Source organism: Pseudomonas sp. AF32, from assembly GCF_022342325.2.
Classification (GTDB): Bacteria; Pseudomonadota; Gammaproteobacteria; order Pseudomonadales; family Pseudomonadaceae; genus Aquipseudomonas; species Aquipseudomonas uvaldensis.
Genome location: NZ_RQJK02000008.1, coordinates 204,129 through 214,869, shown reverse-complemented (window position 1 = coordinate 214,869; position 10,741 = coordinate 204,129). Strand labels below are relative to the sequence as shown.

Below are 10,741 nucleotides of genomic sequence, written 5' to 3'. Positions count from 1 at the left end.
TTTGAAGCAGTCAGCGATAATCCACAGGCCAAGCTGTCGGCCGTGATCAACTAAACGGCAAACTCAGTGGCCAGAGCCATGATGAGTTACACCACTTCCCGGGACACGATCTCAAAGGAGCCTTCTGCAAGCTGACTTGTCGCAAGAATGCTCGGGCACGCCCCAGCGCCTCTTCAGCAGCCACAGAGCTGGGCTCCTTCAGATTGAAAACCTCGGAAGAGAGCCAGGCATTCACATCCCCCTTCCGCGAATAGGGATAGAGCGATGCCCGCACTTCACTACCAATCAGATCAAAATCCCAAATGCAGTCACATGAACTATCAAAATCAGGCTCGACCGAAGCCAGTACCAGCGGCGAATGAGTTGCTGCCAGTAACTGTACGGGTACCTCACGACTACCGGTCAGTGCATTCATGACATTGAGCAAAGCTGGAACGATACGGCGTTGCCATTGCGGATGCAGATGGCACTCGATTTCATCAATGAGAAAGATGATCTCCCTGGCCGGTGGGACCCGGTAACGCTCATAAGCCAGCTGATGCTCTCGCCAAGTCCATACAAGCAGGTAGGCTAATGCTGCTATTCGGCGCATGCCTGCGGAAGCTTGGGTCAGCGGCACATCTTGCCCGTAAGGCATGCGCAGAGAGGGAATATCCCTGACACTATCACCCACGCGCATAGGTTCCCCTGGCTTCATCTTTTCGACTCCAGAAGGTGACAGAGCGTCCAGTACTTTGACGAGATCGTCGAATGCCGGCTTACCACCCTCCTGCCACAAGACCCAGTCATTCATCAGGCCGTTGCACAGCTGGGTTTTGCCATCGCTGGAAACCAGGCCATTACAGACCGCATCAGGTGAAAAGTCGAAGCTACGTGGACGGTTCGGTGCTGCGGCCTCCCCCTTGTCGCCCTTCCAGTAATTACGAGCCGGGTCCCAAACGGAGAAGCTGCCATCAACACCTGCGTAGATCACCACGCTTGGAATCGCCGGGCGGCTCTGCTTTACCGACCATTGCTGAGACTCATGATCGAAGTTGCTTCTGTATGAAAAGTCGCCCGAGCTACCTTCATAGCAATAAGCAATACTCGATTGCTTGGCGTCTTTACGCGGAGTGGCAATGCCATCTCTGGGCCAAGTACGTGTCAGCGACCACCAGGCGATGTCCAATACGAAGCTTTTACCCAGGCCATTATCACCGGTCAGGAAATTCAGGCGCGGTTTGAAATCGATGCAGAGGCTGTCTGCTGGATTAATACCTTTGAGGGTCAGATTTTTAAGCATGACGGAGCCTCCAGTCATTAATGTACCGTCCACGAGGCACTATGCGATTCGACAAAATTAGCTGTGAAGCCGTGCACGTAGGCTATTTGGACGGACATGAAAAACCCGATGCAACACATCGGGTTTTCTATTGAGCATTACTTGTCAGCTACCGCGCCTCGACATTATCCAACGCCCGATTCGCCAGCAACGTACCCAGCTCAATCAACTGCTGAATCCCAAGCGCAACATGGCGCCGGGAGCCATCCAGTTCGAAAGCCAAATCACTGACCATGGCATCCGCCGAAGCCAGGGTTTCGCTGAGGTTGGCGAGTAGGCACTCGTTATCGACATCTTCCACGACGGTGAACAGCTTGCCCGATGGGTCGCCTCCAGCTTTCTTCTTCTCTTTGGGTGCCAGATAGAAATCCAGGGCACGCTTGGCGGCGTCGTCGAGCTTCTTGGCGTTGATGCCGTCGGCGTAAGGGGAAGACGGATCGGCTTTCGGCGGGTTCGGAGTTATTTTGAACATTGGGACTTCCTCTAGTAGGGCCGCAACCGTCTCGCTACTAAACGAAATGGAGGCAGCTGTGTGCAAGTTAGTAGACCGGAGAAGTCACCAAACCCGGCGCGCCCGAAGACGCCATGCACACAGCCACCATCACGTGCAGGCGTATGCCTGACTGGAAGACTCATGCAACCGTTGGTAACTCTCCGGGCTACTAAACCCGACCACTGATAAGCAGTGGCAGGAAGACAATAGAATCCAGGGACAAGGCGCACAAGCCGGCGGATTCTGGCGTAGTTGTAGGCAAAGGCGCAAGGAGACGTGGCTGTGTGGAGGCGTGGCGGTAAGGATATGGCGAACCCCGAATCGCCTCGTATGCGCTGCATCACGACAGCACTTTGTTTTATGTTTATCGGATGACGTCGCCCGCCTGGCAGCGGCGCGCCCCGACACCTCCCTCAGGAAGAGAAACCATGCTGTTCAAAACCGACGACGAACTGATCGCCGAGCGCTACTTCCGCTCCTCCCAGGACATTGGCGCCTTGTTTGGCATCAGCGCTGGCTTTACCTGTCTGCAATTCCCCGATCCGCGGCCCTTCGCGATGATCGTCACCGCGCTGTTTTTCCTGTGGGGTTATCTGTCGGGGGATAGCTACCGGCGGGTCGCGAAAGCCTATTTGAAACAATACCCCGGCCCCTTGGGCGGCATCCGGTTCGCGTTTACCAAGCTTCCCCTCGTGGTGCTCTGCCTGGGGTTTCTCTCGCTGATCATGATGGGCGCCGTGACGGCGGAACGCATTTCGGCGTGGGGACGTTTTCTGCCGCCGTCGGTTTTTTGAAGGGCGTTCTTCGCGAGCAAGCCCGCTCCCACAGGTCAGCAGCGCCCTTGCAGAATCGCCGCATACCCCTCGCGAAAACTCGGATAACGCGGCGACCAGCCCAGGGCCTTGGCGCGAGCGTTGCTGCAGCGTTTGCTGCCGGCGCGGCGTACGCTGGCGTTTTCGGCCCATTGGGTGACGCCCATGTATTCGCGCAGCCAGGCCACCACGTCGGCAAGGGCGGCGGGGGCGTCGTCGACGCCGATGTAGCAGTCGTCCAGGGACTTGCCCTGTCGATCGGCCTTGAGCAGGTGCGCCAGCAGGCCGGCGGCGTCGTCGGCGTGGATGCGGTTGGCATACAGGGGCGGGTCTTCCACGACGCTGTAGCCTTGGCGCACTTGGCTGAGCAGCCATTCGCGGCCGGGGCCGTAGATGCCGGTCAGGCGCACACGGCTGGCCGGGATGCCGCTGTCGAGGGCCACTTGCTCGGCTTCGAGCATCAGCCGGCCGGAGTAGCCGCCGGCCACGGTGGGCGAGGTTTCGTCGACCCACTCCCCCGCCTTTTGCCCATAGACGCTGCTGCTGGAGACAAACAGTAACCGCTTGGGCTGCTGACCGTGCTGCTTCAGCCAGCCCAACACATGTTGTAACCCTTCTACATAAGCCGCGCGGTAACCCGCTTCGTCGTGTTCGGTGGCGGCGGCGCTGTACACCAGATAATCCAGCGGCCCGGTGGGCCAATCGGCCGGGCATTGCTCGCTGAACAGGTCACCCGCAACCCCCACGACACCGGCCGGCAGGCTGGAAACCGTACGGCGCAAGCCATACACCTGCCATTGCTCTGCCACCAACTGGCTGGCCAGTCGGCCGCCGATATCACCGCAACCGGCGATCAAAACAGAAGGCGCGGACATCGAAAACTCCTCGGGTAAAGCCGCAGACTAGCCCTCGTTGGGGACGAGCGGCTAGCAATGCTGGAAAAAAAGATACTCTATTACTTCTGTTAACAAGAATTACTTGCAATAATGCACGCCACTTTTGTTCTCGGCCCCACGAGGCCTGGAAGAACATCAACCGTCTTTTCCTCTCAGGTCCGGCCAGCATGAAACACTCTCTATCCTCCGCTTCGCCAACCAACCGACCTCGCGCCTGGAGCGCCGTGGCAGCGCTGTTGTTCAGCCTGCTGCTGGCACCTGTCGCCGTGTTCGCCGATGCACAGACGCCTGCCACCACCCCGGCCACCGCGCCGGCGGCCACCCAGTCGCCTGCCGAAGCGACCGCCCCGGTTGCAACGCCGGTCGCCGCCGACCCGGCCCAGGCTGTCGAAGCCACTGCCGCCGACGCTCCGCAGGTGCTCGAGGCCGACAACACGTTGGGCATGGCCCACGACCTGTCCCCGTGGGGCATGTACCAGAACGCCGATGTCATCGTCAAAGCCGTGATGATCGGCCTGGCCATCGCCTCGATCATCACCTGGACCATCTGGATCGCCAAGGGCTTTGAGCTGCTGGGGGCCAAGCGTCGCCTGCGCGGTGAAATCGCCGCCCTGAAAAAAGCCGCCACTCTCAAGGAAGCCAGTGCCTCCGCGGCGAAGGAAGGCACCCTCGCCAACCTGCTGGTGCACGACGCGCTCGAAGAAATGCGCCTGTCGGCCAACAGCCGTGAGAAGGAAGGCATCAAGGAACGTGTGAGCTTCCGCCTCGAACGCCTGGTAGCGGCCTGCGGTCGCAACATGAGCAGCGGCACCGGCGTGCTCGCCACCATCGGTTCCACCGCGCCGTTCGTGGGCCTGTTCGGCACCGTGTGGGGCATCATGAACAGCTTCATCGGCATCGCCAAGACCCAGACCACCAACCTCGCCGTCGTCGCCCCCGGCATCGCCGAAGCCTTGTTGGCGACCGCGCTGGGCCTGGTCGCCGCGATCCCGGCGGTGGTCATCTACAACGTGTTCGCCCGCTCCATTGCCGGCTACAAGGCCCAGGTGTCCGACGCCTCGGCCGAAGTCCTGCTGCTGGTCAGCCGCGACCTCGACCACCTGCCGTCCGAGCGTGGCTCGCAACCGCACATGGTGAAAGTGGGGTAATCGGCCATGGGCCTGCATTTGAAAGAAGGCGCAGACGACGATCTGGCCGAGAACCACGAGATCAACGTCACGCCGTTCATCGACGTGATGCTGGTGCTGTTGATCATCTTCATGGTGGCCGCCCCGCTCGCCACCGTGGACATCAAGGTTGACCTCCCGGCGTCGACGGCCAAGCCTTCGCCCCGGCCGGAGAAACCGATGTTCCTTAGCGTCAAGGCCGACCAGCGCCTGTTCCTGGGCGAAGAAGAGGTCAAGGCCGAAAGCCTCGGCGCGGCCTTAGACGCCAAGACCCAGGGCAAGAAGGACACGACGATCTTCTTCCAGGCCGACAAGGGCGTGGACTATGGCGACCTGATGAGCGTGATGGATGCTCTGCGCAGCGCCGGCTACCTGAAGGTCGGTCTGGTCGGACTCGAGACGGCGCCGAAGAAATGATCACGACGCGCCAAAAGCTGACGCGTTACAGCGGTAGCCTGGCCGTGGTGCTGGGCGTGCATGCGCTCGCCATTGCGCTGGCGCTGAACTGGACGACACGGCCGCCCATCGAACTGCCACCGCAGGCGATGATGGTCGAACTGGCACCGGTTCCCGCCCCGCCACCGCCGGCGCCGCCGAAAGTCGTCACGCCGCCGAAACCACCGGAGCCGGTCGAAGAGCTGCCTCTGCCCAAACTCGCCGAAGCGCCCAAGCCGGAAATTGCCATACCCAAGCCGGTCAAGCCCAAGCCCAAGCCTCAACCGCCCAAGCCCAAGCCGGTGGAAGAGAAGAAGCCGGAGCCGCCAAAGGAACAGCCTTCGGAGCAAAAGCCGAGCGACAGCCAGCCGACCCAGGCCCCGACGGAAAAATCCGCGCAGCCGGCCCCTGGCCCATCGCCTGCGCAGTTGGCCGCCAAGGCCAGTTGGCAAGGCACGCTGCTGGCGCACCTGGGCAAGTACAAGAATTACCCGGCCAGTGCCCGAGCGCGGGGTAAGGAAGGCTTGAACCGCCTGCGGTTCGTGGTGGACGCCGAAGGCAATGTGTTGTCGTTCGAGCTGGTGGGCAAGTCCGGCAATGCCGATCTGGATCGGGCCACGTTGGAGATGATCCGCAAGGCCCAACCACTGCCCAAGCCACCGGCCGACATGCTGACCAACGGCTCCATCGAAATTGTTGCGCCGTTTGTGTATTCCATCGATAAGCGCAGCCGCTGATATTGCAAGCCCCTGTAACAGGGGCTTGTGACTTTGTGGCGAGGGGATTTATCCCCGCTGGGGTGCGTAGCGGCCCCATGATTTCGGCAGTCTGGGGGAGATGTGTCAGCTGATTTTGGGGCCGCTGTGCGCCCCAGCGGGGATAAATCCCCTCGCCACAGGTTGTTTCTTTCGCCACCGTCCCATATTGCACGGTGTCCCACCGCCCCCGCAGTCTGATAACGTGCGTCTATCGATTGCAGCCGGTATGCTTGGCTCGCAACTTCACGGACGCTCGCCATGACTCTCACAGAATTACGCTACATCGTCACCCTCGCCCAAGAGCAGCACTTCGGCCATGCGGCCGAGCGTTGCCATGTCAGCCAGCCGACGTTGTCGGTGGGTGTGAAAAAGCTCGAAGACGAACTCGGTGTGCTGATTTTCGAACGCAGCAAGAGCGCTGTGCGCCTGACCCCGGTGGGTGAAGGCATCGTGGCCCAGGCGCAGAAGGTGCTGGAGCAGGCTCAGGGCATCCGCGAACTGGCCCAGGCTGGCAAGAACCAGCTGACTGCCCCGCTCAAGGTCGGTGCCATCTACACCGTCGGCCCGTACCTGTTTCCCCACCTGATTCCGCAACTGCACCGGGTCGCCCCGCAAATGCCGTTGTACATCGAAGAAAACTTTACCCACGTGCTGCGCGACAAGCTGCGCAACGGCGAGTTGGACGCGATCATCATCGCCCTGCCCTTCAACGAAGCCGATGTGCTGACGCTGCCGCTTTACGACGAGCCGTTCTACGTATTGATGCCGGCCCAGCACCCTTGGACCCAGAAGAAATCCATCGACGCGGGCCTGCTCAACGACAAGAGCCTGTTGCTGCTGGGCGAAGGCCACTGCTTCCGCGACCAGGTGCTCGAAGCCTGCCCGACCCTGACCAAGGGCGGCGAAGGCGCCAAGCACACCACGGTGGAATCCAGTTCCCTGGAAACCATCCGCCATATGGTCGCCTCGGGCCTGGGCATTTCGATCCTGCCGTTGTCGGCGGTGGACAGCCACCACTATGCCCCTGGCGTGATCGAAGTCCGCCCGATGTCGGCCCCCGTGCCGTTCCGCACCGTCGCCATTGCCTGGCGCGCCAGCTTCCCGCGACCCAAGGCCATCGAGATCCTCGCTGACTCGATCCGCCTGTGCTCCGTGGCCAAGCCGCCCGCCACCAAGTAAGCCGCTGCCATGACGGAGCTGTCCAAGGTACCGGTCACGACGCTCAAGGGCGTGGGCGAGGCCATGGCCGAGAAACTGGCCAGGGTCGGCCTGGAAAACCTCCAGGACGTGCTGTTCCACCTGCCCCTGCGCTACCAGGACCGCACCCGCGTGGTGCCCATCGGCCATTTGCGCCCGGGGCAGGACGCGGTGATCGAAGGCACCGTCAGCGGCGCCGATGTGGTCATGGGCCGCCGCCGCAGCCTGGTGGTGCGCCTGCAGGACGGCACGGGTGGGCTCAGCCTGCGTTTCTATCATTTCAGCAATGCCCAGAAGGAAGGCCTCAAGCGCGGCACCCGTGTGCGTTGCTATGGCGAGGCGCGGCCCGGTGCGTCGGGGTTGGAGATCTATCACCCGGAATACCGCGCCATCACGGGTGACGAACCGCCGCCGGTGGACGAAACCCTGACCCCGGTCTACCCCCTTACCGAAGGCTTGACCCAGCAGCGCCTGCGCCAGCTCTGCCAACAAGCTCTGACCCTGCTGGGCCCCAGCAGCCTGCCTGACTGGCTACCCACCGAACTGGCGCGGGACTACCAATTGGCCCCGCTGGCCGATGCGATCCGCTATCTGCACCATCCGCCTGCCGATGCCGATGTCGAAGAACTGGCTCTGGGTCATCACTGGGCCCAGCACCGGTTGGCCTTCGAAGAACTGCTGACCCATCAACTGTCCCAGCAACGCCTGCGCGAAAGCCTGCGCTCACTGCGCGCCCCGGCCATGCCCAAGGCCCGGGACCTGCCCGTCCGCTACCTGGCGAACCTGGGCTTCAAGCCAACGGGGGCTCAACAACGGGTGGGCAACGAAATCGCCTACGACCTGAGCCAGCCCGAGCCGATGCTGCGGCTGATTCAGGGTGACGTGGGGGCCGGCAAGACCGTGGTCGCCGCCCTCGCCGCGCTCCAGGCGCTGGAAGCGGGTTATCAGGTGGCGTTGATGGCCCCGACCGAGATTCTGGCCGAACAGCATTTCATCACCTTCCAGCGCTGGCTCGAACCACTGGGCATCGAGGTCGCCTGGCTGGCCGGCAAGCTCAAGGGCAAGAACCGCACCGCCGCCCTGACGCAGATCGCCGAAGGTGCGCCGATGGTGGTGGGCACCCATGCGCTGTTCCAGGATGAAGTGCAGTTCAAGAACCTGGCGCTGGTGATCATCGACGAACAGCACCGCTTCGGCGTGCAACAACGCCTGGCCCTGCGGCAAAAAGGCGTGGGCGGGCGGATGTGCCCGCACCAGTTGATCATGACCGCCACGCCGATCCCACGGACCCTGGCGATGAGCGCCTACGCCGACCTCGACACCTCGATCCTCGACGAACTGCCCCCCGGCCGTACGCCGGTCAATACCGTGCTGGTCACCGACACCCGCCGGATGGAAGTGATCGAACGGGTGCGCAGCGCCTGCGCCGAGGGGCGACAGGCCTATTGGGTGTGCACGCTGATCGAAGAATCGGAAGAATTGACCTGCCAGGCGGCGCAGACCACCTATGAAGACCTCAGCGCTGCCCTCGGTGAGTTGAAGGTCGGGCTGATCCACGGCCGCATGAAACCCGCCGAGAAAGCCGCCGTCATGGCCGAGTTCAAGGCCGGGGTCCTGCAGTTGCTGGTTGCCACCACGGTGATTGAGGTCGGTGTCGACGTGCCCAACGCCAGCTTGATGATCATCGAGAACCCCGAGCGCCTGGGCCTGGCGCAGCTGCATCAGCTGCGCGGCCGGGTCGGTCGGGGCAGCGCGGCCAGCCATTGCGTGCTGTTGTATCACCCGCCACTGTCGCAGATCGGTCGTCAGCGCCTGGGCATCATGCGCGAAACCAACGACGGCTTCGTCATCGCCGAGAAAGACCTCGAATTGCGCGGCCCCGGCGAAATGCTCGGCACGCGCCAGACCGGTCTGCTTCAATTCAAGGTAGCCGACCTGATGCGCGACGCTGATCTGCTGCCTGCGGTACGCGACGCTGCCCAGGCTCTGCTGGAACGCTGGCCCGACCACGTCAGCCCGTTACTGGATCGCTGGCTGCGCCATGGGCAGCAATACGGCCAAGTGTGAGCACTCTCTCAGTTTCAGGGCCCACCCGTCCGGCAAGCTGGTTATACTGCTCAACTTGTAGGAAAACGGATACAGACCATGACTGAAGCTGCCCTCGCCCCCGAAATCCCGCACGCTCCGTCTGTTATTCGGCAGTTGCTCGAGAAATCCGGCATCGCCTTTGACGAAGTGCTCGACCGACCGGGCCTGAACCCAGCCCGCAAGGTGCAGGCCGTTCTGGTGCACGATGCCGTCGGTGCGCTCATGGTGCTGTTTCCGCAAAACCAGCTGCTGGACCTCAACCGCCTGGCCGAACTTACCGGCCGCAAGCTCACGGCGGTGTCGACCGAGAAGCTGGAACGCATGCTTGGCAAACACAGCCTGACCATGCTGCCAGGCCTGCCCGCACTCACCAGCTCCCCATGCCTGTATGAAGAAAGCCTGCTGCGCGAGCCCAAGCTGCTGATCAATTCGGGCGAATCAGGGGTGCTGCTGGAAGTCACCAGCGAAGCCTTCAAGACCATGCTCACCAAGGCCAGCGCCGCCACCTTCGGCGAAGCCCTGACTAACATCACGCCCAACCTGGACCGCCCGCACGACGACCGCGCGGAAATCACCCAGGCGGTGCAAGCCTTCACGGCGCGGCGCATCCAGCAACGGCTGGAAGAAACCATTGAAATTCCGCCGCTGGCCGAAACGGCTCAAAAAATCATCAAACTGCGGGTCGATCCGGACGCCACCATCGACGACATCACCGGCGTCGTCGAAACCGATCCGGCCCTGGCCGCGCAAGTGGTGAGCTGGGCCGCCTCGCCCTACTACGCCTCGCCGGGCAAGATCCGTTCGGTGGAAGATGCCATTGTCCGTGTCCTGGGTTTCGACCTGGTGATCAACCTGGCGCTGGGCCTGGCCCTGGGCAAGACCCTGAGCCTGCCCAAAGACCATCCGCAACACACCACGCCGTACTGGCAACAGTCGATCTACACCGCCGCCGTCATCGAAGGCCTGACCCGCGCCATGCCCCGTGCCCAGCGCCCGGAAGGCGGCCTGACGTACCTGTCCGGCCTGCTGCACAACTTCGGCTACCTGCTGCTGGCCCACGTCTTCCCGCCGCATTTCTCGCTGATGTGCCGCCACCTGGAAGTCAACCCGCACCTGTGCCACAGCTACGTGGAACAACACCTGCTGGGCATCAGCCGCGAGCAGATCGGCTCATGGCTGATGCGCTATTGGGACATGCCCGATGAGTTGGCCACCGCACTGCGCTTCCAGCACGACCCGCACTACGACGGCGAATATGCCGCCTACCCGAACCTGGTGTGCCTGGCCGTGCGCCTGCTGCGCGCCCGGGGCATCGGCTCCGGTCCCGACGAAGAAATCCCGGATGCGCTGCTCGAACGCGTGGGGCTGACGCGGGAGAAAGCCAACGATGTGGTGCACAAGGTACTGGAAGCCGAGGTGCTGCTGCGGGAACTGGCTTCGCAGTTCCATGGCTGAATAGGCCATTGCAGGTGGATGAAGCTCCTGTGGCGAGGGGATTCATCCCCGCTGGGCTGCAAAGCAGCCCTAAAACCTGCTTCCCCGCTCATATCGGTCCAACACCTGTCAGCCTTTTTG

10 protein-coding genes are annotated in these 10,741 nt (G+C 62.3%); 7 read left to right on the top strand and 3 right to left on the bottom strand.

Features of this window, described 5'->3' with window-relative positions; genetic code table 11:
* Window positions 1-46 precede the first annotated feature (46 nt).
* Window positions 47-1,282 carry an AAA family ATPase gene (locus EGM97_RS10445; RefSeq protein ID WP_238964967.1) on the bottom strand — a complete coding sequence of 412 codons (1,236 nt, stop codon included), beginning with the start codon at window positions 1,280-1,282 and terminating at the stop codon, window positions 47-49.
* A gap of 148 nt (window positions 1,283-1,430) precedes the next feature.
* Window positions 1,431-1,793, bottom strand: coding sequence for a DUF6124 family protein (locus EGM97_RS10440; protein WP_238964966.1), 363 nt, complete (start codon window positions 1,791-1,793; stop codon window positions 1,431-1,433).
* A gap of 449 nt (window positions 1,794-2,242) precedes the next feature.
* Between EGM97_RS10440 and EGM97_RS10435 the strand changes: the two genes are divergently transcribed.
* Window positions 2,243-2,608, top strand: a complete 366-nt coding sequence (locus EGM97_RS10435; protein WP_238964965.1) for a hypothetical protein — start codon at window positions 2,243-2,245, stop codon at window positions 2,606-2,608.
* 35 nt (window positions 2,609-2,643) lie between these two features.
* Here the strand turns inward: EGM97_RS10435 and EGM97_RS10430 are convergent, their stop codons facing one another.
* Window positions 2,644-3,501, bottom strand: a complete 858-nt coding sequence (locus EGM97_RS10430; RefSeq protein ID WP_238964964.1) for an NAD-dependent epimerase/dehydratase family protein — start codon at window positions 3,499-3,501, stop codon at window positions 2,644-2,646.
* 188 nt (window positions 3,502-3,689) lie between these two features.
* Between EGM97_RS10430 and exbB the strand changes: the two genes are divergently transcribed.
* The 6 genes from exbB (at window position 3,690) to EGM97_RS10400 (ending at window position 10,621) form a co-directional block, all read left to right on the top strand.
* Complete coding sequence (gene exbB / locus EGM97_RS10425; protein ID WP_238964963.1) at window positions 3,690-4,670, top strand: tonB-system energizer ExbB; 981 nt, start codon at window positions 3,690-3,692, stop codon at window positions 4,668-4,670.
* Between the two features lie 6 nt (window positions 4,671-4,676).
* Entirely contained in the window at window positions 4,677-5,105 is a 429-nt protein-coding gene (gene exbD, locus EGM97_RS10420; RefSeq protein ID WP_053148751.1) for a TonB system transport protein ExbD, read from the top strand.
* The gene (locus tag EGM97_RS10415) at window positions 5,102-5,860 is read left to right on the top strand and encodes an energy transducer TonB family protein (protein WP_238964962.1); all 759 of its coding nucleotides are present in this window, start codon (window positions 5,102-5,104) and stop codon (window positions 5,858-5,860) included. Before exbD ends, EGM97_RS10415 begins: the two co-directional genes overlap by 4 nt.
* A 279-nt stretch (window positions 5,861-6,139) precedes the next feature.
* Window positions 6,140-7,060, top strand: a complete 921-nt coding sequence (locus EGM97_RS10410; protein ID WP_238964961.1) for a hydrogen peroxide-inducible genes activator — start codon at window positions 6,140-6,142, stop codon at window positions 7,058-7,060.
* 9 nt (window positions 7,061-7,069) lie between these two features.
* Window positions 7,070-9,145, top strand: a complete 2,076-nt coding sequence (gene recG / locus EGM97_RS10405; RefSeq protein WP_238964960.1) for an ATP-dependent DNA helicase RecG — start codon at window positions 7,070-7,072, stop codon at window positions 9,143-9,145.
* A gap of 78 nt (window positions 9,146-9,223) precedes the next feature.
* Complete coding sequence (locus tag EGM97_RS10400) at window positions 9,224-10,621, top strand: aminoacyl-tRNA deacylase and HDOD domain-containing protein (RefSeq protein WP_238964959.1); 1,398 nt, start codon at window positions 9,224-9,226, stop codon at window positions 10,619-10,621.
* The last annotated feature ends 120 nt before the right edge of the window (window positions 10,622-10,741 follow it).

Bases quoted from the DNA above. Each gene is read 5' to 3' on its own strand.
- EGM97_RS10445 (WP_238964967.1), bottom strand. From the start codon at position 1,282: ATGCTTAAAAATCTGACCCTCAAAGGTATTAATCCAGCAGACAGCCTC.
- EGM97_RS10440 (WP_238964966.1), bottom strand. From the start codon at position 1,793: ATGTTCAAAATAACTCCGAACCCGCCGAAAGCCGATCCGTCTTCCCCT.
- EGM97_RS10435 (WP_238964965.1), top strand. From the start codon at position 2,243: ATGCTGTTCAAAACCGACGACGAACTGATCGCCGAGCGCTACTTCCGC.
- EGM97_RS10430 (WP_238964964.1), bottom strand. From the start codon at position 3,501: ATGTCCGCGCCTTCTGTTTTGATCGCCGGTTGCGGTGATATCGGCGGC.
- exbB (WP_238964963.1), top strand. From the start codon at position 3,690: ATGAAACACTCTCTATCCTCCGCTTCGCCAACCAACCGACCTCGCGCC.
- exbD (WP_053148751.1), top strand. From the start codon at position 4,677: ATGGGCCTGCATTTGAAAGAAGGCGCAGACGACGATCTGGCCGAGAAC.
- EGM97_RS10415 (WP_238964962.1), top strand. From the start codon at position 5,102: ATGATCACGACGCGCCAAAAGCTGACGCGTTACAGCGGTAGCCTGGCC.
- EGM97_RS10410 (WP_238964961.1), top strand. From the start codon at position 6,140: ATGACTCTCACAGAATTACGCTACATCGTCACCCTCGCCCAAGAGCAG.
- recG (WP_238964960.1), top strand. From the start codon at position 7,070: ATGACGGAGCTGTCCAAGGTACCGGTCACGACGCTCAAGGGCGTGGGC.
- EGM97_RS10400 (WP_238964959.1), top strand. From the start codon at position 9,224: ATGACTGAAGCTGCCCTCGCCCCCGAAATCCCGCACGCTCCGTCTGTT.